We start from the raw sequence: 22,742 nt of genomic DNA, 5'->3' as shown, positions 1-22,742 counted from the left end.
GCCGGCAACCACAGGATCTTCAGATGGTTGCAGTTGCCGGCCAGCGGCCGGCACTACCTGCTGAAAGATCAGAACCCGTAGCGCAGGAAACCGCCGTCCACCGCGATGCACTCGCCGGTCACATAGCCGGCCGCCGGCAGGCACAGGAAGCCCACGGCTGCGGCCACTTCCTCCGGCTCGCCGATACGACGCATCGGCGTGCGGTTGATCACTTCCTCGTAGTAGTCCGGGTCCGCCAACGGACCGGACGTGCGCCGCGTGCGGATGTACCACGGCGCCACCGCGTTGACCCGGATGCCATCCTCGGCCCACTCGACGGCCAGGTTGCGGGTCATCTGATGCATCGCCGCCTTGGTCATGCCGTAGACCACGCCGCTGCGCACATGGGTCAGGCCGGACACGCTGCCGACGTTGACGATGGATGACGACGCGTGGCGTGCCAGCAACGGATGTGCATAGCGCGACAGCTCGAAGGCCGAGAACAGGTTGGTCTCGAAGATCTTCCGCCATTCGTCCTCGGAATACTCCGTGGCCGCCTTGGTGACATTGCCGCCGGCGTTGTTGACCAGGATGTGCAGGCCATCACTATGGTCCTCCACCCAGTCCAGGATCTGGCGGCGGTCCTCGTCGTCTGAGACATCGGCGGCCAGCGCATGCACCTGCATCTGCGGATACACGTCCAGCAGTTCGTCGCGCGCGGTCTCCAGCATGTCGATATCACGGCCGACGATCATCAGATCGGCGCCGAAGCCAGCCAGTTCATGCGCGATGGCCAGGCCGATGCCGGCGCTGGCGCCGGTGATCAGGGCGGTCTGGCCGTCCAGGCGCCACCGTTGCTGGGTCATGTGTTCTCCCGGGCCGCGCCCGCTGTGTTTCGATGCGGCAAGGATACGCGCTCACGGCCGCCCCCTGCCGAGGATGCGACACTGCCCGCACGCCCATCACGGAGTGCCGCCATGCGCATCCTGATCCTGTCCACGTCCCTGCTGGCCACCGCGCTGCTGGCGGGCTGCCAGCGCCCACCGGCGCCGAACCCGGAAAAGCCACCGGTGCCCCGGGCGATGTCGCGCGCAATCAACGAACCGCTGGACCGCGCCAAGGGCGTGCAGAAGACCGTGGACGATGCCGCCGCGCGTGAGCGCAAGGCGGAAGCCGACGCGACGCAGTAACCCCGCAGACGAAAACGCCCGGCCGAGGCCGGGCGCTTCCAGTAGATCCACGCCGTGCGTGGATGGCCTCCGATCAGAACCCGCAGAAGCAGTACGCCAGCGCCTTCACCGGCGTGCCGTTGCCCTTCTCGCGGGCCGCGTTCTCGACAAATCGCAGCTGCGTATCCACTTCGGGCATCGTGCGCGCCAGCACCATCCGCGCCATGCCCGAGTCGGACAGCATCCAGGCACCTGCACGGCTGCCGGCGAAACCGCTGACGAACTGCGCGAACGGCGTTGCCGCCTTCTCGATGTAACGCACGCGGTAGGCATCAGCCTTGCCCAGCTTGGCGCGGCTGGCGGCATCGGCCACCGCATCCTTCAGGCCACCGAAGGCATCGACCAGGCCACGTTCCTTGGCCTGCGCACCGCTCCACACGCGTCCACGGGCCACTTCGTCGACGGCCTCGACCGGCTTCTTGCGGGCGTCGGCGACGCGACCGGTGAAGTCGGCGTAACCCTTGTTGATCACCGACTGGATGACCTGGCCCACGGCCGGATCCATCGGGCGGGTGACATCGAACGCACCGGCGAAACGGGTGGTGCCGACACCGTCGGTGTGCACGCCGATCTTGTCCAGCGCGCGGCTGAAGTTCGGCACCATGCCGAAGATGCCGATCGAACCGGTGATGGTCGACGGATCGGCATAGATGCGATCGGCATTCATGCTGATCCAGTAGCCACCGGAGGCGGCCAGGTCGCCCATCGACACCACCACCGGCTTGCCGGCGGCCTGCAGGGCCACCACTTCGCGGCGGATCTGCTCGGAGGCGAACACTTCACCACCCGGCGAATCCACGCGCAGCACCACGGCCTTCACGTTCTCGTCGTCACGCGCGGCACGCAGCAGCGCCGAGGTCGATTCGCCACCGATGCGGCCGGCCGGCAGGTCGCCACCGCTGATTTCGCCGGCAGCCACCACCACCGCCACCTGCGGACGGCTGTCGACCGGGTTGCGGCGCGCATCGAGCTGGCCCAGGTAGGAGCCGAAGTCGATGTTGCGGAAACCACCGTCGGCATCGTCGTCAGCCACGCCGCGCTCGATCATCAGATCCTCGAATTCCTCGCGGGTCTTCAGCGACGTCACCAGCTTCTGCTGCAGGGCGAACTTGGCCAGGTCACCACCGGCAGCGGCGATGCCTTCCGGCAGCGTGTCGATGCCGGCGGCCAGCTGTGCCGGATCCAGGCGGCGGGCCTTGGCGATGTCGCCCAGGTAGCGCTGCCACACGTCGTTCATCCAGAACAGGTCGGCTTCCTTGGAGGCCGGCGAAGCGGCGTCGAGCACGTAGGGTTCGGCGGCGGACTTGTACTCGCCCACCTTGAACAGGTGCACGTCCACACCCAGCTTGTCCTGCAGGCCGGTGCGGAAGTACTGGCGGTAGCGGCCCAGGCCCTCGAGCACCACCGACCCCATCGGGTCCAGGTAGACCTCGTCGGCCTGTGCGGCCAGCAGGTACTGCGACTGGCCCATGCTCTCGCTGTAGGCCACCAGCTGCTTGCCGGACGCACGCAGGTCCTGCAGTGCCGCGGCCACTTCACGCAGCGAAGCGAAGCCCGACGGCTGCAGCTTGTCCAGCTCCAGCACCACGCGCTCGATCTTCTTGTCTTCCTTGGCCGACTCGATCACCCGCAGCAGGTCGCGCAGCTGGATCTCTTCGGCACCGTTGTCGCCCACCGCCTTGGCCAGCGCGCGGCTGACCGGGTCAGCGCTGAACTGCTCGACCAGGCGGCCTTCCGGCGCGATCACCAGGGTCGTGCGGTCCTGCAGCGATTTGCTGGCACCGGCGCCCATGCCGGCGGCGATGACGAACATCACCAGCAGCAGGAACAGCAGGCCGAAGAACACCAGGTTGAGGATCAACCGGCGGGTGAAGTTCATGACGTCCCACAGCCCGATGAAGAAACTGGCGACGGGGTTGCGACGCGCCGGGGGCAGCGGGGGCACGGGTTGATTCATGGAACGCTCCGGATGGCTTCTTGCCGTGGTGCCAGCATAGCCGGTGCCGTGTGATGCGGCATCGGACACAAGTCAGGGGATCGCCCGCCATGGGTCGGCAGGGCGGGCGGGACGATCAGGACAACATCGATTGGCCGATGCGCAGGCTGCTGCGACGCAGGCGCCAGCCCATCAGGATGGCGGCGGCGGTCAGGCCGACGATCAGGCCGATCCACATGCCCTGCGGGCCCATGCCCAGGCCCAGGCCGAGCCCGGCGCCGAGCGGCATGCCCAGGCCCCAGTACGCGAACATGGCGATGAACATCGGCACGCGGGTGTCCTTCAGCCCGCGCAGCGCGCCGGCCGACAGCACCTGGATGCCATCCGGGAACTGGAAGGTGGCCGCGTACAGCAGCAGGGTGGAGGCCAGGCCGGCCACCGCCAGGTCGTTGGTGTAGACACCGACGATGGCGTCATGGCCGAACAGCAGCACCGCTGCCGACAACGTCTGCGTACCCATGATGATCGCGTAGCCGGCCCAGGCCGCGCGCCGCACGCCGAAGCCATCGCCACGGCCGACCGCATGCCCGACGCGCACGGTGGTGGCCTCGGCCACGCCCATCGGGATCATGAAGCACAGCTGGGCGACGTTGATCGCAATCTGGTGCGCGGCCGCTTCATTGGCACCAAGGCGGCCGATCAGCAGCGCGGTGACGATGAACAGGCCGCCCTCCATCAGCACGGTGATGCCGATCGGCAGGCCAGTGCGCAGCAGGTCCCAGATCGCCTTCCAGCGCGGTCCTTCGAAGTGCGAGAACAGCTGCAGGTGGGCAAAGCGCTTGGTGAACCACAGGTAGGTGGCGAAGGCGATCGCCTGCAGCCACATCATCACCGCCGAAGCGATGCCCAGGCCCTCGGCGCCCATTTCCGGGAAGCCGAGCTTGCCGTTGGCCAGCACGTAGCCCATCGGTGCCAGCACCAGCAGGCCACCGAAGCCGAGCAGCATGGTCGGCAGCGTCCAGTGCATGCCCTCGCTGAGATAGCGCATGCAGAAGTACAGGGTCAGCGCAGGTCCGCCCCAGCGCACCGCATGCAGGAACGCGGTGGCCCCCGGCACGATGTCCGGTGCGATGCCGAACGCAGGCAGCAGCGGCGGCACCACGGTGAGGAAGGTGAACATGATCAGGCCCAGGCCCAGCGCCAGCCACAGTGCCTGGCGGAACAGCGGGCCGATCTCGCGCTCGCGGCCGGCGCCATGCAGCTGCGACACCGAGGCGGTGAGCGAGATCAGGGTGCCGATCGGGATCAGCATCGGCAGCCACAGCAGGGCGGTGCCGATGGTCACCGCGGCCAGGGTCGCCGTGGCGTGGTGGCCGGCAATGACGTTGTCGACGAAGGAGATCAGACCGGTGGACACATGCCCGAGCACAAGCGGCAGGGCGAGCAGACCGGTAGCGCCGACTTCCTTGCTGAAGCGCGGCGTGGAGGTTGCAGTAGACATAAGGTGCTTGACGCGAACTACGGTTGCGCGCGAAGGGCACAGGCACCGGGTTGCGGGCCGCCATCTTACGCGTGCAGCGCGCGCATTCCCATGACATGGCGTGAATGCTGGGTTCCGGCAGGCCCCGGCATCACGCGTTGCGATCACGTTACGAACAGAAAAAGGGGACGGAGGGGATTAAGTCGTTTCAAGCCCGACTGTGCCGAATACGACTTAATCCCCTCCGTCCCCTTTTCTTTCTACTGCCCAGCCTGGCGCTTGAGCCAGGTATCGCGCTCGGCCGGCGGCACCGCGAGGAACGCGCCGCGGACCTTGTCGCGCTCCTGCGGTGGCGTGCGCTGTGCCACCAGGGTCAGTTGGGCCAGCTGCGCCGGGCTGAGCTGGCGCAGCACGGCCAGCGCGGCCTCGCGCTGTTCCGGCGGCACGAAGCCGAACAGGCCGTGCAGCTTGGGGAACTCCAGGCCCAGCTGCGGGCCCAGCCGCCAGCCTTCGCGGAAGGCCTGGTCCTGCGCCTGGAACTGCTGCCGCAGGCGCTGCTGCTGGTCGGCCGGCAACGCATTGAATCGCGCAGCGGCCTGACGGATCCGCTCACGCTCGCCCTCCGGCAATGCCCGCCATGCGGCGTAGTCGGCGCGGCGCTGGCGCTGCTGCTGGGCATCGAGCTGGGCGAACGCAGCGGGCGCCGTACCTGTGGTGGCCGGGGCCACCGGTGAACTGCCCGGCACTGGCGGCGGCAGCGGCACGTTCAAGGTCTGCGGCGCGGCGGACAGCGACAACGGCAGGGCCAGCAGCAGGCTGGCGAATACGGTCTTATTCATCGGCAGCAGCGGTTTCCAGCGTGGCGCTGGCCGGCTCCGGCCGGCTCGGCTTGGATTGCGACTCGTCCACCGGCAGCGGGCCGCCCGCGGCGGTCCACGCATACAGATCGGCATCGGCCACCAGCGGATAGTCGCGGTCGGCCAGCATCGTGGCGTCGTCCGTCGCCTGCGCAGGGGTCGCGTCCGGCGTGGCATTGACCTTGCTCGGCGGCAGTGCTTCCACCGTGACGGGACCCGCCTCACCAACCACGCCTTCCGGCAGCGGTGCGTCGCTGCCGAACGAATGTCCCTGCCAATGGCGCCAGCCCAGCGCGGCGGCCAGCAGTACCACCACGGTTATCAGCAGGATCAACGGACCGCGCCAGCGCGGCTTGGCATTGGCGCGGCGGCGCTTGCCAGTGGCTGCAGCCCGCTCGTCGCGCTGCGGGGTGCGCCAGCTGGAGGTCGGCGCTTCACTGCTGTTCGTCGGTGCGGCCGGCTGTTGCAGCTGCTGCAGGCGTTTGACGGGCAGATCGCGGATGCGCAGCTGCACCTGTTCGGCCAGCTGGCGCCAGGCCGAGGCGTCGGGCTGGCCGTGCGCGTCACGCGGGCAGGCATCGGCCAGCAACTGCTGGTAGCCGGCTTCGTCCTGGTCGAGCACGCGCGTGGCGATACCTTCATCCAGGCTGCCGCCCACCCGCAGCAACAGCGCCAGGCGCGGCAACGGTCCCATCTGGCCCAAGGCGGCAAGCGGCGACTCCCACTGGCCGCCCACCGGCTCACGCAGCGCCTGGCGCTGGCCCAGCAGGGTCCAGAAGCGGGTTGGCCACTGCGCCATCGGCAGGTCACTGGCGACCGCCGCAAACGCGCGCATCACCGCCACCAGTGTCTGTTCGGCCCGGGCAGCATCGCCGCACTGCAGTTCAGCCACCACCAGGGCGCGGCGTTCAACACCTCGCAGGAACGCCGACAGCGCGCCGGCCGCGGTCGAGGAAACAGGGGCGGGCACAGCCGTCATCGATCACTCCAAAGGTCTGCCCGCATGATAGCGGCAGGCCATCGGCGCCCGTAGGACTTGCGCCCACAGGCACTTCGTGCTGCAGGTTGTGCACAGCACCACGCTGCCTGCGCAGGAAACTGTGGCATCCAGCTGAATTCACTCTGTTTCAGCATTGTTTCACACTTAAATCATTGATTTTGATGGATTTTAAAGTATGGCGATTTTTTGACCAACCCGAGCGTGAGGCCGTCGCCATCGGCCTCCTGCGCGCCCGCCGACCGGTAACGCACAGCGTTATCCACAGAACATGTGGATAAGACTGAATCTCCAATGGACACCGATATTTAGGTGACATTTATGATTCAACGGACCCCGCCCCGCCGCCGCCCACTCCGCCATTCGCGCGCGCATGGCCCGGTACACTGGCCCGATGCTTTCACCGATTCCGACCCTGCAGGTCGCCCTGCCCGTCCCCCTGCCCCGCCTGTTCGACTACCTGTCGCCGGAGGGCGTGGCCCCCACGGTTGCGGTCGGCTGCCGCCTGAAGGTGCCGTTCGGCAACCGTGAGCTGGTCGGTGTGGTGGTGGGACACGGCCAGACCGACGACGGCCAGGGACTCCGCCAGGCGTTGGCCTGGTGCGACCCGCAGCCGCTGCTGCAGGGTGAGCTGTGGCAGAGCCTGCAGTGGCTGGCGCGCTACACCCACGCGCCGTTGGGCGAAGTACTCAGCACCGCCCTGCCCGGCCCGCTGCGCCACGGCGAGGCCCTGCCCGACACCCATCACTGGGGCTGGCAACTGACACCCGAAGGCCATGCCCAGCGCGGGAAGCTGCGCGCCGGCAGCCGCCCGCGGCAGCTGGCCGAACTGCTGGCCGAGGCCGTGGTGGATGAAGACGTACTGGGCGAACGCATGGAGGACTGGCGCACCGCCGCACGCAGTCTGGCCAAGCGTGCACTGGCCGAGCGCGTGGCGATGACGGTGGCACCGCAGCATGCGCAGCCGCTGCCCGGGCCCACGCTCAACCCGGACCAGGCCGAGGCCGTGACTGCGATCAACGCCGCCGACGGCTTCCAGCCTTTCCTGCTGGATGGCGTGACCGGCAGCGGCAAGACCGAGGTCTACCTGCAGGCGATCATCCATTGCCTGGCACAGGGCAGGCAGGCGCTGGTGCTGGTGCCGGAAATCGGCCTGACTCCGCAGACCCTGGCACGCTTCCGCGGCCGCCTCGGCATCGCCGTGCATGCGCTGCATTCGGGCTTGAACGATAACGAGCGCGCTCGCGTCTGGGCAGCCGCCTCACGTGGTGAAGCACGCGTCATTGTCGGCACCCGCTCGGCAGTGTTCACGCCGCTGCCGCAGGCCGGTCTGCTGATCATCGACGAGGAACATGACGGCAGCTACAAGCAGCAGGACGGCATCCGCTACCACGCGCGCGATTTCGCCCTGGTGCGGGCCAAGGCCTTGGGCATCCCGGTGCTGCTGGGCAGTGCCACGCCCTCGCTGGAAACCCTGCACAACGCCTACGCTGGGCGCTACACCCACCTGCGCCTGAAGCAGCGTGCCGGCGATGCACGGCCACCGCGCGTGCGCATCCTCGATGTGCGCAAACGGCCATTGCACGATGGCCTCTCGGCCGATGTTCTGGCCGGCATCGGCGAGCACCTGCAGCGTGGCCAGCAGGTGCTGGTGTTCAAGAACCGCCGTGGCTATGCGCCGGTGCTGCTGTGCCACGACTGCGGCTGGACCGCACCGTGCAACCGCTGCGATGCACCGATGACCGTGCATGGTGGCGGCCGCCGGCTGCAGTGCCACCACTGCGGTGCGCGGCAACCGGCGCCGCTGGCATGCCCGGCCTGCGGCAGCCTGGCGCTGCAGCCGCAGGGCATCGGCACCGAACGCCTGGAAGAGCACCTCACCGCCGCCTTCGCCGATTTTCCGGTGGTGCGCATCGACCGCGGCACCACCTCACGACGCGACGCACTGGAACAGCAGCTGGCGAGGCTGGGCGACCAACCCGGCATCCTGGTCGGCACGCAGATCCTGGCCAAGGGCCACGACCTGCCGAAGCTGACACTGGTGGTGGTGGTGGGCATCGACGAAGGGCTGTTCTCGGCCGACTTCCGTGCCAGTGAAAAACTGGCACAGCAGCTGATCCAGGTCGCTGGCCGCGCCGGCCGTGCACGCGATCCCGGCGAGGTCTGGCTGCAGACCCATCACCCCGGGCATCCGCTGCTGGAAACCCTGGTGAGCGGTGGCTACCACCCGTTCGCGCAGGCCGAGTTGAACCAGCGCCAGGCCGCCGGATTCCCGCCGTTCGCGCATCTGGCACTGATGCGCGCCGAGGCACAGCAGGTCGAGCATGCCAATGCGTTCCTGCTGGCGGCGCGGCAACTGCTGGGGGAACAGAATGTGGTCGAGGCCTACGGGCCGATGCCGGCGCCAATGCCGCGGCGTGCCGGCTACCAGCGCACCCAGCTGCTGCTGTCCGCGCTGCAGCGGCCACCGCTGCATGGCGTGCTGGCCCAGCTGGTGCCGCAGCTGTATGCGCTGCCGGAGGCACGCAAGGTGCGCTGGTCGCTGGATGTGGATCCGACGGATCTGTATTGAGGGCGCTGCCCAATGCTGCGTAGAGTCGAGCTTGCTCGACTGCCGTGCGCCAGAAACAGTCGAGCAAGCTCGACTCTACCGTCGGTCCGTATGGACCCGACGGATCTGTATTGAGGCAGACGAACGCTAGCGCCGGGCCATGCCCGGCGGTCCTCCGCATACCACGCTCGCCGGGCATGGCCCGGCGCTACCCCTCAGGTCAGCGGCGACATCACGCCGCGCTGGTAGGCCGGGCGTTCGCGCAGGCGGGCGTACCAGTCGGCCAGGTGCGGCAGGTCCGGGCGCTGGATGGGCAGTTCGAACCAGGCATAGATCAGCGAGCCCAGCGGGATGTCACCCATCGCGAACGTCTCGCCCGACAGCCACGGCTGTCTGGCCAACGTGGCATCGGCCATCGCCAGGTAGTCACCGGCACGCACGATGGCGGCATTGATGCGCGCTTCGTCGCGGTCAGCTGGGGCGGTGCGCATGATGCCCCAGATCAGGTCGGTGTACAGCGGCGCCATGCGCGAGGTGCTCCAGTCCATCCACTTCTCGGCCTGGGCGCGTTCCATCGGGTCTTCGGCGTACAGCGTGCCCAGCGCGTAGCGCGCGCTCAGGTAGCGCACGATGGCATTCGATTCCCACAGCGGCAGGCCATGGTCTTCGATCACCGGCACCAGGCTGTTGGGATTCATCGCCAGGTACTCCGGCGTCTGCGTGCCGCCATGGCTGCCACCAACCTCGATGGATTCGTACGGCAGGCCGATTTCCTCGGCGCACCACAGCACCTTGCGGACGTTGCTGGAATTGCGGCGGCCCCAGATCTTCAACATGCGGGTTTTTCCTTGCTGGCAATGCGAGCGGCAACGATACGCCTGATCGGAGTGGGTGTGTGGGTGGCGGATGTGGAATCGGGCATCTGCGCGCTGCCGGCCAGCGGCCGGCACTACCGGTTTTTCTTCGGCAGCGCGCGCACGTAGGAGGACTTGCCGTCCTTCTTCAGCTCGAACAGCCCGATCGCCGCCAGCAGGTCACTGAGCTTGCCGTAGCCGTAGTTGCGCGGGTCGAACGACGCCTGGTTGCCGATCTGGCTGCCGACCGGGCCAAGGTGCGACCAGCCATCCTCGCCCTCGGCCGAGGACACCGCACGGCGCAGCATCTTCACCAGCCGCGTATCGCTGCGCATTTCCGCGCCGCTCTTGCGTGGACGCGCATCGTCGTTGGCCACGGGCTCGTTCGATGCCTGTTCGCTGGACGCCTGTTCGGTATCCGGCACGCTGGCATGGGTCTGGCCCAGCGCTTCCAGATAGGTGAACTTCGAGCACGCGTTGACGAACGGCTCCGGGGTTTTCTTCTCGCCGAAGCCATACACCTTCACGCCATCGGTCAGCAGGCGCATCACCATCGGGGTGAAATCGGCATCGCTGGACACGATCGCGAAGCCATCCAGATTGCGCGCGTACAGCAGGTCCATGGCATCGATCACCATCGCCATGTCCGACGCGTTCTTGCCTTTGCTGTAGGCGAACTGCTGGATCGGGCGGATCGCGTACTCGTGCAGCACCGCCTCCCATCCCTTCAACCGTGGGCTCTTCCAGTTGCCATAGGCGCGGCGCACGTTGGCCACGCCGTAGCGGGCGACTTCAGCCAGGACCTCGTCGATCTTCGAGGCCGGCGCGTTGTCGGCGTCGATCAACAGGGCGATGCGCTTTTCCGGTTCGCTCATGGGCTCCTCACGGGCGGTTGCCTGAACCCGAGTATCGCCGATCCATGCGGGCGCTGACGTGACAGGGCGCCATCGTGCGAAGATGCCAGGCGCTTCCCCCAATGCCCCCACTGGAGTGAGTCGATGAGTCGCGAGCGCGTTCCCCATCTGGTCGTTGTCGGCGGCGGTTTTGCCGGCCTCTGGGCCACCCGTGCCCTGGCCCGCGAGCGCATACGCATCACCCTGGTCGACCGCCGCAACCACCATCTCTTCCAGCCACTGCTGTACCAGGTGGCCACCGCCGGCCTGTCCGCGCCGGACATCGCCGCGCCGCTGCGCCACATCCTCGGCCACCAGCGCAATGTGGAAGTCCGCCTCGGCGAAGTGGTGACCATCGACAAGCAGGCCCGCCAGATCCGCATGGCCGATGGCAGCACGCTGGACTACGACAGCCTGCTGCTGGCTACCGGCGCCACCCACGCCTACTTCGGCAACGACCAATGGGCCGATGATGCGCCCGGGCTGAAGACGCTGGACGATGCCATCGCACTGCGCCGCAAGCTGCTGCTGGCGTTCGAGCGCGCCGAGGCCGAGCCGGACCCGGCGAAGAAAGCGGCGTGGTTGAGCTTCGCCGTGGTCGGCGGCGGCCCCACCGGTGTTGAACTGGCCGGCACCCTGGCCGAAATCGCGCGGCATACGCTGCGCAACGAGTTCCGCCATATCGATCCGGCCAGCGCCAAGGTGCGGCTGGTCGAAGCCGGCCCGCGCGTGTTGTCTTCGTTCCCGGAAGTGCTTTCGCTGAAGGCACGGCGGCAACTGGAAAAACTGGGCGTGGAGGTGCTGACCGGTACCCCGGTGAGCGACATCGACAGCCAGGGCTTCAAGCTCGGCGATCAGTTCGTGCCGGCCCGCACCGTGGTGTGGGCCGCCGGCGTGGCCGCTTCACCGCTGGCGCGCACCCTGGAGGTGCCACTGGACCGCGCTGGACGCGTGCAGGTGCAACCCGACCTCACCCTGCCTGGGCACCCCGAGCTGTTCGTGGCCGGTGACCTGGCCGCACTGAACCAGGCCAATGGCAAGCCGGTACCCGGCGTTGCGCCCGCCGCCAAGCAGATGGGCAAGTACGTGGCCGAGGTGCTCCGCGCGCGCCTGCATGGCAAGGCCGCACCGGGGCCGTTCAAGTACGCCGACTTCGGCAACCTGGCCACCATCGGCCGCATGGCCGCCATCGTGCACCTGGGCAGGCTGCAAATCTCGGGCGTCCTCGCCTGGTGGTTCTGGCTGGCCGCACACGTGTTCTTCCTGATCGGCTTCCGCAACCGCATCGTGGTGCTGCTGAACTGGGCCGTGGCGTACTGGAGCTACCAGCGCAGCGCGCGCATCATCTTTGGTGATGACCAGGAAGACCGGCGACCGAGGCGATAGGGTCTGCACTTTTGGCGGCCATCACCGGCCCGTAGATGGAATGACATGTTCTTCTGACATGTCGTCTCAGAGTCGATCCAATCGAAGCACGAGGCACTGAGCAACTGATGAATCACTGAAGAGGATAGATATGGAAACCACATCATCAGACAAGTACGTCGAAGTCGGGGGTGATTTCGCGGAAATATTTGATCAAGCCACTCTGCTTTCGATGCTCAATTCTCACGATGAAGCGGCGGTGGCTTTGAAATTCCATTTGATCATGGAGGAGTTCATCAACATCTGGTGTTCAAAGCGCACCTACACAGATGACTTATTTGCAGGCATAGACTTCGTTCCATTCAAAACGAAGCTAGCGATTGCCAGGAATCTCGGCCTTGAGATCGGAATCTTCAAAGCCCTGGACAAGTTAAATACTGCAAGAAACAGATACTCCCATCGACTCAAGTACAACATGGCGGCCAATGACGTTGAGTCGCTTTCAGCTCTGATCGATAACGCAGCACCAGAACATCCTGTCAACAGCTGCTCTAGTTTCGTCATTGAGAGCTCCGGCATCGATCCGCAAGGTCGCTTGGCGAAGCAGACTCACAGTTGGAACTCCGGCAATCCAAAAAAGCTATTCATCATGTGCGTTACATTGACAATGAAGACAACTCTTTGGATTCAGAAGGAGTTCGACGATCGTGGAATCAGTTACACACTTACGACAGGGTTGCCGAAGAATATAAATCTGTCGTGAACTTAACTATCAACAGCTAGCGAACGTCTGCCTTCGGCTTCGGGTACCACAGTGCATTGACGATGACCCAGCGCTGGTCGAAGCGGCCCATGTGGAAGTAGTCGACGAACCACGGGGTTTCCAGCCGCACCGAGGCGGCGTTGCCGGTCACGTCCAGCACCGTGCAGCGGCGGTCCCATTGATCCTTCGGGGTCTTCAGCGCGCCCTGCTTCGTCAACGCGACCAGCTCTTCCTTCGACATGCGGCGCAGGCCCAGGCGTTCGTCGGGTGTATCGCCGAGCACCGCGCGCTTGGCCAGGTCCGGGTGCAGGGAGCGGGCGACGCGCTGCGGGTCGGCCTCCAGCTGGCCGTCGACGTAATCGTGGCAGGTGGCTTCGATGGCCGCGATGGTGGCCGGGTCGGCGGCAGGGCTCGTTGCTGCGGAAAGAGCGAACAGCAGGGCAATCGTGGACATCCGGGTCTCCGGCTCTGGGCGCGGGGCGATCATCGCATGGGCAAGCCGCATCCACGCATGGCGTGGATCTACTGCATCAGGCCCATTTCGTCGACGCTCAGCTGCATGTACAGGAACGCGGCCGCTTCGTCGGTCATCGGCTGGCCCTGCGGGAAACTGTCGAGCCAGGCGGAGATGCGCGCATGCCGATGCTTCAGCGCATCAGCTATCGCGCGCTTTTCCGCGTCGGTGGCATGTTCCTGCATCTCATCGCGCAGCAGGTCATCGCCGATGCCCCATTTTTCGGCCAGCGGGATCAGGTCGACCAGATCGGGCGGCACCTGGTCGCGGCGCAGGTGGATGGGCTCGGGCGTGTCCGGGCCGCGCTGTGCGGCCAGTTCGGCGGCGCTGCCGATCTGCCCGTGCTGCAGCGGTGGCGGAGTCTGGGCGCAGGCCGACAGGGGGATACAGAACGTCAACATCAGCATCCAGCAGGATTTCATCGGACCGCTTCCTGTGTCGATGGATGTGGCGATGATGGCATGGCCCAGCACACCATCCACGCATGGCGTGGATCTACAGGACCGGGGCCTGCAGCCAGGCCAGTTTGCGTTCGCGCGGCTGTTGCTTGAGCTGCCATTCGGCGCGGGAGGCGGCGGCCCGGTCCGGGTACTCGCGCACGGCCAGCACGCGCAGCGGCGGCCGGGCCCGGGTGTAGCGCGCGCCCTTGCCGGCCTGGTGGGCGGCGAAACGCGCGTCCACGTCGGTGCTGATGCCGGCGTAATAGCTGCCATCGCGGCATTCGAGCAGGTACAGGAACCACGGGCGGAGGGACGGGGCCATGCCCCGATTATGCCGTGCTGCACTGCAGCGGATATACTGGCGCCCGAATGCAGGAGAGAGGCGCCGCGCTGGCGCCCGCCGAAGGCGCAGGCTCCCATGATCGCTCAGGCCGGTGGGCTGGAATCCCACCAACCATGCATTCGACTCGCCGAGCTGGAGAGAGGTCACCGGGCACGCCCGGGACGATCCGCCGAAGGGGCACGCGGCCAACGCCGCTGAACTCTCAGGCAAAAGGACAGCGGGAGCGGCACCGGTCATCGTCATCCCGTCATTGCGCAGGCAGTGGCGGTAGTCGCGCATGGCCGGCCCCACCGCGCCCGGAGCCTGTCCCATGCTGCTGTCCATCATCTACCTGATCGCCATTTCCGCCGAAGCCATGACCGGCGCGCTGTCCGCCGGCCGTCGCCGCATGGACCTGTTCGGGGTGGTCATGATCGCCTGCGTCACCGCCCTCGGGGGCGGTTCGCTGCGCGACATCCTGCTCGGCCACTACCCGCTGGGCTGGGTGAAGCATCCCGAGTACCTGGGATTCACCGTGTGCGCGGCGCTGATCGCCACCTGGGTGGCGCGCTGGATGCACCACTTCCGCCGCACCTTCCTGGTGCTCGATGGCCTGGGCCTGATCGCCTTCACCCTGATCGGCTGTTCGATCGCGCGCGAGGCCGGCCATGCCATGCCGATCGTGCTGATCGCCGGCATGCTGACCGGCGCGTTCGGCGGCGTGCTGCGCGACATTCTCTGCAACGAGGTGCCGCTGATCTTCCAGAAGGAGCTGTACGCGATCATCGCGCTGCTGACCGGCGCGGCCTACCTGTTGCTGCTGCACTGGGGCGTGGCCGACGCCACCGCGATCCTGTGCTGCCTCGGCGGCGGCTTCGCGCTGCGCCTGCTGGCGATCCACTACCGCTGGGAAATGCCGAAGTTCGTCTATCACGACGAAGTGCATTGATTGTTTGTCGGTAGTGTCGGCCGCTGGCCGGCAACACGGCACACGCCCGCAGATTCCGGCAGGTTGCCGGCCAGCGGCCGGCACTACCGAATGCGTTGCATGACCATGGTCATGCGGCATTGGCCGGGGTGATTGGCTACCATTGTCACCCCGTCGCTGCCGCGACGGCATCCAGCCACGCCGCGCCCGCGGCCCCGCCAGACAACTCCCTCCCCGCTGCCCGTGGTGCCGTGAACGCGCCGACGGGCCCGCATGTCCCTGCGCGCGCAGGGCGCAGGATGCCCCATGTCTGTCGCCGAAAATTCCCGCTTCCGTCGTGCCCGCCTGTTGTGGGCGGTGCTGGCCATCGCCCTCGCCGCCCTTCTGGCGTGGTGGCTGTGGCCCCGGAATGGTGCCGGCAGCAGCGACGATGCGCCGGGCAAGACGGTGCCGGTACGCGTGGCACGCGCCAGCGCCGAGCCGCTGGTGCTGCGCCTGAAGGCGGTCGGTACGGTCACCCCGCTGCACAGCGTGGTGGTACGCAGCCGCGTGGATGGCGAACTGCTGCGGCTGCATTTCCAGGAAGGCCAGCAGGTGAAGGCCGGCGATCTGCTGGCGCAGATCGACCCGCGCCCGTATGAAGTGAAGCTGGCACAGGCTCAGGGTACCCAGCAGCAGAATCTGGCCGAGCTGGAAAACGCCGAGCGCCAGCTGCAGCGCTACCGCGAACTGCAGAAGCAGAACTACGTGTCCGGGCAGGAACTGAGCGACCAGCAGAGCAAGGTGCGCCAGCTGCAGGGCCGCCGCCTCAGCGATCAGGCGTCTGTTGATGAAGCGCGCCTGCAGCTGCAGTACACCCGCATCACCGCGCCGGTCAGTGGCCGCGTCGGGCTGCGCCGTTTGGACGTGGGCAACCTGGTGCGCGCCAGCGATGCCGAAGGCCTGGTGACGCTGGCGCAGACCGCGCCGATCAGCGTGCTGTTCACGGTGCCCGAACCCGAGCTGCCTGCGCTGCTCGATGCCGTGCAGGCGCAACCGGCACTGGCGGTGGAAACCTGGGACCGCGAAGAACGCCGGCAGCTGGCCCGCGGCTCGCTGTCCAGCGTCGACAACCGCATCGATACCACCACCGGCACGTTGAAACTGCGTGCGCACTTCGACAACCACGATCTGGCGCTGTTCCCCAACCAGTTCGTCAACGTCCGCCTGCAGCTGGGCGAGCAGCCCGCGCTGCTGATTCCCGATGCCGCCGTGCAGTTCGGCAGCCAGGGCAACTACGTGCATATCGTCGACAAGGACAGCAAGGCACAACGCCGCACCGTGGTGCTCGGTCCAGCCGATGATGGACGCGTGGCCGTGCGCTCCGGGCTGGCCGCAGGGGACAAGGTGGTGATCGAAGGCATCGACGGGCTGGAAGACGGCACGGCGGTGGAGATCATCACCGAGGAGGCCGCGACCAAGGCCGGCGCATGAACCTCTCGCGCCCGTTCATCCTGCGCCCGGTCGCAACGACTCTCCTGATGGTGGCGCTGCTGCTGTCCGGCGTGCTGGCCTATCGCCTGCTGCCGGTGGCGGCGCTGCCGCAGGTCGATTACCCGATCATCCAGATCACCACGCTGTATCCGGGGGCCAGCCCCGAACTGACCACACGCACCATCACCGCACCGCTGGAGCGCCAGCTCGGGCAGATTCCCGGCCTGAAACAACTGTCGTCGACCAGTTCCGGTGGTGCCTCGGTCATCACCCTGCAGTTCGGGCTGGAGGTGTCGCTGGGTGTGGCTGAGCAGGACGTGCAGGCCGCCATCAACGCGGCGGGCAGCTTCCTGCCCGGGGACCTGCCGGTGCCGCCGGTGTACCGCAAGGTCAACCCGGCCGACACCCCCATCCTGACACTGGCGGTGACCTCGCAAGGCCTGTCGCTGCCGCAGGTGCACGATCTGGTGGATACGCGCATCGCCCAGCGCCTGGCGCAGTTGCCCGGCGTCGGCCTGGTCAGCCTGGCCGGTGGCCAGCGCCCGGCGGTGCGCATCCAGGTCAATCCAGCGGCGCTGGCCGCCAACAACCTGGGCATGGACCACATCCGCACCGCCATCGCCGCCGCCAACGTCAACCTGCCCAAGGGCAGTTTCGATGGCCCGATCCGCGCGGTGATGCTCGATGCCAACGATCAGATGCGCAGCGTGGATGAGTACCGTGCCCTGGTACTGGCCTGGCGCGACGGCGCGCCGCTGCGGCTGGGCGATGTAGCCACCATTACCGATGGCGCCGAGAACCGCCAGTTGGCTGCGTGGAGCGGTACCACGCCGGCAGTGCTGGTGAACATCCAGCGCCAGCCCGGCGCCAACGTGATCGCCGTGGTCGAGCAGGTGCGTACGCTGCTGCCGCAGCTGCAGGCCACGCTGCCCGCCGGCGTGCAGATGAATGTACTGAGCGACCGCACCGAATCGATCCGCGCGTCGGTGCGCGGCGTGCAGAAAGAACTGGTACTGGCCATCGGCCTGGTGGTGCTGGTCACCTGGGTGTTCCTGCGCAATCTGCCGGCCACGCTCATTCCCAGCGTCGCGGTGCCGCTGTCGCTCATCGGCACCTTCGCGGTGATGCTGCTGGCCGGCTATTCGCTCAACAACCTCACGCTGATGGCGCTGACCATCGCCACCGGCTTCGTGGTGGACGATGCCATCGTGATGCTGGAGAACATCGCCCGCCATCTGGAGGAAGGCGAAAGCCCCCGCGATGCAGCGCTGAAAGGCGCAGCCGAGATCGGCTTCACCCTGGTGTCGCTGACTGTTTCGCTGATCGCGGTGCTGATCCCGCTGCTGTTCATGGCCGACCTGGTGGGTGCACTGTTCCATGAGTTCGCAGTGACACTGGCTGTAGCCATCGGCATTTCGCTGGTGGTCTCGCTGACGCTGACGCCGATGCTGTGCGCGCGGTTCCTGAAGCCGCACGCGAAGACTGCACATGCGCCCGATGTCTTCGACCGCGTCATCGGCCTCTACGACCGCCAGCTGCGCTGGGTGCTGCAGCGCCAGCCGCTGATGTTGCTGGCCACCGTTGCCACCCTCGCACTGACCGTGGCGCTGTACTTCGCCGTGCCCAAGGGTTTCTTCCCGGTGCAGGATGCCGGCCTGGTGCAGGGCATCAGCGAAGCGCCGCAGGCGATCTCATTCCAGGCCATGCGCGAGCGCCAGCAGGCGCTGGCGGCGGCCATCGAAGCCGACGAGGCGGTGGCCAGCGTCTCGTCCTACATCGGCGTGGACGGCAACAATGCCACGCTCAATACCGGCCGCCTGCTGATCGAGCTGAAACCGCACGGCGACCGCGATGGCGCCGCCGTGGTGATGGCGCGCCTGCAACAGCGCGTGTCGAAGATCCCCGGCATCACCCTGTACCTGCAGCCGGTACAGGAGCTGGGCATCGAAGACCGCATCAGCCGCACCCAGTACCAGTTCACCCTGACCACGCCGGATCTTGAAACACTGGAACGCTGGACCCCGAAGCTGCTGCAGGCGCTACGCCAGCAACCTGCACTGCGCGATGTCGCCAGCGATCTGCAGATGCAGGGCCGGCAGGCGCGCGTGGCGATCGACCGCGATGCGGCGGCGCGCCTGGGCGTAAGCGTGGAAGCAGTAGCCGATGCGCTGTACGACGCCTATGGGCAGCGCCAGATTTCGACCATCTTCACCCAGGCCAGCCAGTACCGGGTGGTGCTGGAGGCCGATCCTTCACGACAGCCCGGGCCGGAGGCGATCACGGGCCTGCGTGTGCGCAGCAGCAGTGGGCAGACCGTGCCGCTGGGTGCGGTGGCGCGGGTAGAGGTGGGTCCGTCCGCACTGCTACGCAATCACGTGGGCCAGTTCCCGGCGGCCACGCTGTCGTTCAACCTTGCCCCGGGCGCTTCGCTGGGCGAAGCGGTGGAGGCTGTGCACGCCGCGCGCGCACAGGTGAACCTGCCGCAGAGCATCGAACTTCGCCTGCAGGGTGCCGCAGCGGCCTTCAGCAGCTCGCTGTCGTCCACACTGTGGCTGATCCTGGCCGCGGTGGTGGTGATGTACATCGTGCTGGGCGTGCTCTACGAGAGCTTCATCCACCCCATCACCATCCTCTCCACCCTGCCCTCGGCCACCGTCGGTGCGCTGGCTGCGCTGTGGGTAAGCGGACGCAGCCTGGACCTGATCGCGGTGATCGGCATCGTGCTGCTGATCGGCCTGGTGAAGAAGAACGCGATCATGATGATCGACTTCGCGCTGGACGCGCAGCGCACACGCGGCATGTCACCGCGCGAGGCGATCCATCAGGCCGCGCTGCTGCGTTTCCGGCCGATCCTGATGACCACGCTGGCCGCGCTGTTCGGCGCAGTGCCGCTGATGCTGGCCAGTGGTTCCGGCGCAGAGCTGCGGCAGCCACTCGGCTGGGTGATGGTGGGGGGGCTGCTGGTCAGCCAGGTGCTGACCCTGTTCACCACGCCGGTGATCTACCTGGCCTTCGACCGCCTGCAGCGTGGCCGTGCAGCGTCCCCGGTGGCGGTTGACGAGGCGCGCGCGTGACCCCCATCGCGCGCCTGGCGCAGGCCTGCGTGCAGCGCCCGGTTGCGACGATCCTGCTGGCGGTGGCGCTGGTGCTGGCCGGCCTGCTGGCATTGCGCCTGTTGCCGGTGGCGCCGCTGCCACAGGTCGATTACCCGGCCATCGAAGTCAGCGCCAGCCTGCCCGGCGCGTCGCCCGAATCGATGGCCGCCACCGTGGCCACGCCGCTGGAGCGTGCGCTGGGCAGCCTGCCCGGCATCTCGCGCATCGATTCGGCCAGCACCCAGGGCCAGACCCAGATCGAACTGAAGTTCGTGCTCGGCCGTGACATCGATGAGGCCGCACGTGAAGTGCAGGCCGCGATCAACCTCGCACGCGGGCAGTTGCCCAGTGGCATGCCCGGCATGCCGCAGTACCGCAAGGTCAATCCCTCACAGGCACCGATCCTGGCGCTGGCACTGACCTCGGACACGCGTTCGCCAGGCCAGCTGTATGACCTGGCCTCCACCGTGCTGGCGCAGAAGCTGTCGCAGGTACCGGGCGTGGGCGAAGTGCAGGTGGGCGGCAGCGCCTTGCCCGCCGTGCGTGTATCGCTGGACCCGAATGCACTGAACCATGCAGGCCTGGCGCTGGAGGACGTGGCCCAGGCCATCGGCCGCGCCAACGCCATGCGCCCGATGGGTGCCGTGGGCGATGACCGCCAGCAGTGGCAGCTGGAAGCGCCGCTGCAGCTGCGCCAGGCCGCGCAGTACCGCGAACTGGCATTGAAGGTCAGCGACGACCGCACGCTGCGGCTGGGCGATGTCGCCGCCGTTGCCGATGGCGTGGAAGACCGTTACGCCAGCGGCTTCCACAACGAACGCCCCGCCGTGCTGCTGATCGTCAGCCGCCAACCCGGCGCCAACATCATCGCCACCGTCGATGCCATCCAGGCCCAGCTGCCCCAGCTGCATGCACTGCTGCCCTCCGGCGTGGACATGCGGCTGGTGATGGACCGCTCGCCGGTGATCCGCGCCACCCTGCATGAGGCAGAGCTCACCCTGGTGCTGGCGATCGTACTGGTGGTGCTGGTGGTGCTGGTCTTCCTCGGCCACTGGCGTGCTGCACTGGTGCCCAGCGTGGCGATTCCGGTGGTGCTGTTCGGTACGCTGGCGCTGATCGCGCTGATGGGCTTCTCGCTCAACACGCTCTCGCTGATGGCGTTGATTGTCGCGGCGGTGCTGGTGGTGGACGATGCCATCGTGGTGCTGGAGAACATCGCCCGCCATCGCGAGCTGGGCGCTGACCGCTGGCAGGCGGCGGTGCGTGGCGCATCGGAAGTCGGTGCCACGCTGCTGTCGATGAACGTTGCACTGGCCGTGGTGTTCGTCTCCATCCTGTTCCTGGACGACTTCGTCGAACGCCTGTTCCGCGAATTCTCGTTGACCCTGGTGGCGGCCATGACGGTCTCCGTGCTGGTCGCGCTGAGCCTGGTGCCGATGCTGTGTGCACGATTGTTCGTGGATGCCGCGCAGCAACCCTCGCGCTGGCAGCGGGGCAGCAATGCGCTGTTCGAACGTGTGCGCAGCGCCTACCTGCGCACGCTTCAGGCCAGCCTGCGCCGGCTGCGCTGGCCGTTGCTGGCCTTCGTTGCAGTCATCGCGCTTAACACGTGGCTGTTCCAGCAGGTGCCCAAGGGCATCGTGCCCAAGCAGGACACCGCGCAGCTGCGCGGCTTCGCGCGCGGCGATGACGGCCTGTCCTTCCAGGCCATGCAACCGAAGATCGATGCGTACAGGAAGCTGTTGCTGTCCGATCCGGCCATCGAGGACATCATCGGCTACATCGGTGGCAGCAACGGGGTCAACAACGCCTTCATCATGATCAAGATGAAGCCGCTGGCCGAGCGCAAGGTGTCCAGCCAGCAGGTGATCGACCGCCTGCGCGCGCGGCTGCCCAAGCTGCCCGGCGGCAATCTCTATCTGTGGGTGGACCAGGACATCCGCCTGGAGGGCGCCGGCAGCAGCGGCAAGTACGAGTTCCAGCTGCTTTCAGCCGATACAGCGCCCCTGCGCGAATGGGCACCGAAGGTGGCTGCCGCCCTGCGTGGCCTGCCCGAACTGGTTGACGTGGAAGCACAGGGTGAAGCGGGCATGCGCCAGGTGGTGCTGGATATCGACCGCGAAGCAGCCGCGCGCCACGGCGTGGACCTGCGCACGGTGGCCAACATGCTCAACAACTCCTTCAGCCAGCGCCAGGTCGCCACGCTGTACGACAGCCTCAACCAGTACCGCGTGGTGATGGAGCTGGACCCGAAGCACACCCAGGACCCGGGCACGCTGTCACGCCTGCAGGTGATCGATGGCAACGGCCAGCGCATTCCGCTGTCGAGCATCGCCAGCTGGCGCTATGGCATGGCACCGGACCGGGTGTACCACAGCGAGCAGTTCGCCTCGATCTGGATCGAGTTCGCACTGGCACCGGGCGTAGGATTGGAACAGGCCACACAGGCGATCGATGGTGCGATGTCGAAACTGATGCTGCCGCGTTCGGTCCAGGGAAAACTGTCCGGTGAAGCCGGCGGGCTGGATCAGCTGCGCGCGCGCCAGCTATGGCTGGTGCTGGGCGCCACGCTGGCGGTCTACCTGGTGCTGGGCATCCTCTACGAGAGCTTCCTGCAGCCGCTGGTGATCCTGTCCACCCTGCCCTCGGCCGGTGTCGGTGCGCTGCTGGCGCTGTGGCTGTTCGGCAACGAACTGAACCTGATCGCCCTGCTCGGCCTGTTCCTGCTGGTGGGCGTGGTGATGAAGAACACCATCCTGCTGGTGGATTTCGCACTGGCCGGCGAGCGGCGCGGGCTGAGCGCGCAGGATTCAGTGATGGAAGCCGCACGGTTGCGCCTGCGGCCGATCCTGATGACCTCGCTGGCAGCGCTGCTGGGCACGCTGCCGCTGATGCTGGCCAATGGGGAAGGCTGGGAGCTGCGGCAACCGCTGGGCATTGCGATTGTCGGCGGCTTGCTGGTCAGCCAATGGTTGACGCTGTACACGACCCCGGCGATGTATCTGGCGTTGGCGAGGATTCGGGCGAAGCGGTGAAGGTGGGGCGGGGAATTCATCCACGCGTGGC

18 protein-coding genes and 2 riboswitches are annotated in these 22,742 nt (G+C 67.1%); of the genes, 8 read left to right on the top strand and 10 right to left on the bottom strand.

The window, feature by feature from the left end; translation table 11 throughout:
* Nucleotides 1–68: 68 nt before the first annotated feature.
* The gene (locus tag ACMZ91_RS04875; RefSeq protein WP_049461960.1) at nt 69–845 is read right to left on the bottom strand and encodes an SDR family oxidoreductase; all 777 of its coding nucleotides are present in this window, start codon (nt 843–845) and stop codon (nt 69–71) included.
* 111 nt (nt 846–956) lie between these two features.
* On the opposite strand from ACMZ91_RS04875, the gene ACMZ91_RS04870 reads away from it, so the two are divergent.
* A complete protein-coding gene (locus tag ACMZ91_RS04870; protein WP_049400999.1) occupies nt 957–1,169 on the top strand; it encodes a hypothetical protein in 213 nt (70 codons plus the stop codon).
* 73 nt (nt 1,170–1,242) lie between these two features.
* Here the strand turns inward: ACMZ91_RS04870 and sppA are convergent, their stop codons facing one another.
* The 4 genes from sppA to ACMZ91_RS04850 form a co-directional block, all read right to left on the bottom strand.
* A complete protein-coding gene (gene sppA / locus ACMZ91_RS04865) occupies nt 1,243–3,165 on the bottom strand; it encodes a signal peptide peptidase SppA (protein WP_049400998.1) in 1,923 nt (640 codons plus the stop codon).
* 115 nt (nt 3,166–3,280) lie between these two features.
* Nucleotides 3,281–4,645 (bottom strand): MATE family efflux transporter, encoded by a 1,365-nt coding sequence (locus tag ACMZ91_RS04860; protein WP_032129679.1) that lies wholly within the window; start codon nt 4,643–4,645, stop codon nt 3,281–3,283.
* A gap of 239 nt (nt 4,646–4,884) precedes the next feature.
* Complete coding sequence (locus ACMZ91_RS04855) at nt 4,885–5,463, bottom strand: DUF3106 domain-containing protein (RefSeq protein WP_414576823.1); 579 nt, start codon at nt 5,461–5,463, stop codon at nt 4,885–4,887.
* Entirely contained in the window at nt 5,456–6,460 is a 1,005-nt protein-coding gene (locus ACMZ91_RS04850) for a hypothetical protein (RefSeq protein WP_197615598.1), read from the bottom strand. Before ACMZ91_RS04850 ends, ACMZ91_RS04855 begins: the two co-directional genes overlap by 8 nt.
* A gap of 412 nt (nt 6,461–6,872) precedes the next feature.
* On the opposite strand from ACMZ91_RS04850, the gene ACMZ91_RS04845 reads away from it, so the two are divergent.
* Complete coding sequence (locus ACMZ91_RS04845) at nt 6,873–9,050, top strand: primosomal protein N' (protein WP_189720105.1); 2,178 nt, start codon at nt 6,873–6,875, stop codon at nt 9,048–9,050.
* Nucleotides 9,051–9,244: 194 nt separating this feature from the next.
* Here ACMZ91_RS04845 and ACMZ91_RS04840 read toward each other — a convergent pair whose 3' ends face one another.
* Nucleotides 9,245–9,865 (bottom strand): glutathione S-transferase family protein, encoded by a 621-nt coding sequence (locus ACMZ91_RS04840; protein ID WP_049461958.1) that lies wholly within the window; start codon nt 9,863–9,865, stop codon nt 9,245–9,247.
* A 113-nt stretch (nt 9,866–9,978) separates the two neighbouring features.
* Nucleotides 9,979–10,758 carry an NYN domain-containing protein gene (locus tag ACMZ91_RS04835; protein WP_010481148.1) on the bottom strand — a complete coding sequence of 260 codons (780 nt, stop codon included), beginning with the start codon at nt 10,756–10,758 and terminating at the stop codon, nt 9,979–9,981.
* A 123-nt stretch (nt 10,759–10,881) separates the two neighbouring features.
* Between ACMZ91_RS04835 and ACMZ91_RS04830 the strand changes: the two genes are divergently transcribed.
* Both ACMZ91_RS04830 and ACMZ91_RS04825 read left to right on the top strand, forming a co-directional pair.
* Nucleotides 10,882–12,162, top strand: coding sequence for an NAD(P)/FAD-dependent oxidoreductase (locus tag ACMZ91_RS04830; RefSeq protein ID WP_414576820.1), 1,281 nt, complete (start codon nt 10,882–10,884; stop codon nt 12,160–12,162).
* Nucleotides 12,163–12,292: 130 nt separating this feature from the next.
* Nucleotides 12,293–12,904: a hypothetical protein gene (locus ACMZ91_RS04825; protein WP_049400993.1), complete on the top strand. Its 612-nt coding sequence runs from the start codon at nt 12,293–12,295 to the stop codon at nt 12,902–12,904.
* A gap of 16 nt (nt 12,905–12,920) precedes the next feature.
* On the opposite strand, the gene ACMZ91_RS04820 is transcribed toward ACMZ91_RS04825, so the two are convergent.
* The 3 genes from ACMZ91_RS04820 to ACMZ91_RS04810 form a co-directional block, all read right to left on the bottom strand.
* The gene (locus ACMZ91_RS04820; protein WP_049400992.1) at nt 12,921–13,358 is read right to left on the bottom strand and encodes a nuclear transport factor 2 family protein; all 438 of its coding nucleotides are present in this window, start codon (nt 13,356–13,358) and stop codon (nt 12,921–12,923) included.
* Nucleotides 13,359–13,426: 68 nt separating this feature from the next.
* Nucleotides 13,427–13,819: a hypothetical protein gene (locus ACMZ91_RS04815; RefSeq protein ID WP_279913387.1), complete on the bottom strand. Its 393-nt coding sequence runs from the start codon at nt 13,817–13,819 to the stop codon at nt 13,427–13,429.
* Between the two features lie 94 nt (nt 13,820–13,913).
* Nucleotides 13,914–14,180, bottom strand: a complete 267-nt coding sequence (locus ACMZ91_RS04810; RefSeq protein ID WP_005419660.1) for a GIY-YIG nuclease family protein — start codon at nt 14,178–14,180, stop codon at nt 13,914–13,916.
* A 40-nt stretch (nt 14,181–14,220) separates the two neighbouring features.
* Nucleotides 14,221–14,310, top strand: a riboswitch (glycine riboswitch).
* Between the two features lie 13 nt (nt 14,311–14,323).
* A riboswitch (glycine riboswitch) is annotated at nt 14,324–14,427 on the top strand.
* Nucleotides 14,428–14,511: 84 nt separating this feature from the next.
* On the opposite strand from ACMZ91_RS04810, the gene ACMZ91_RS04805 reads away from it, so the two are divergent.
* From ACMZ91_RS04805 to ACMZ91_RS04790, 4 genes are all read left to right on the top strand, one after another.
* The gene (locus ACMZ91_RS04805) at nt 14,512–15,129 is read left to right on the top strand and encodes a trimeric intracellular cation channel family protein (RefSeq protein WP_005411215.1); all 618 of its coding nucleotides are present in this window, start codon (nt 14,512–14,514) and stop codon (nt 15,127–15,129) included.
* A gap of 285 nt (nt 15,130–15,414) precedes the next feature.
* Nucleotides 15,415–16,581: an MdtA/MuxA family multidrug efflux RND transporter periplasmic adaptor subunit gene (locus ACMZ91_RS04800; protein WP_006396352.1), complete on the top strand. Its 1,167-nt coding sequence runs from the start codon at nt 15,415–15,417 to the stop codon at nt 16,579–16,581.
* Nucleotides 16,578–19,655, top strand: coding sequence for a multidrug efflux RND transporter permease subunit (locus ACMZ91_RS04795; RefSeq protein ID WP_414576817.1), 3,078 nt, complete (start codon nt 16,578–16,580; stop codon nt 19,653–19,655). The genes ACMZ91_RS04800 and ACMZ91_RS04795 overlap by 4 nt, the downstream gene beginning before the upstream one ends.
* Nucleotides 19,652–22,711 carry an efflux RND transporter permease subunit gene (locus ACMZ91_RS04790; RefSeq protein ID WP_414576816.1) on the top strand — a complete coding sequence of 1,020 codons (3,060 nt, stop codon included), beginning with the start codon at nt 19,652–19,654 and terminating at the stop codon, nt 22,709–22,711. The genes ACMZ91_RS04795 and ACMZ91_RS04790 overlap by 4 nt, the downstream gene beginning before the upstream one ends.
* The last annotated feature ends 31 nt before the right edge of the window (nt 22,712–22,742 follow it).

Source organism: Stenotrophomonas sp. FR024 (assembly GCF_047500745.2).
In the GTDB taxonomy this organism is placed as follows: domain Bacteria; phylum Pseudomonadota; class Gammaproteobacteria; order Xanthomonadales; family Xanthomonadaceae; genus Stenotrophomonas; species Stenotrophomonas maltophilia_A.
This window is presented reverse-complemented; position numbering and strand designations above follow the sequence as displayed.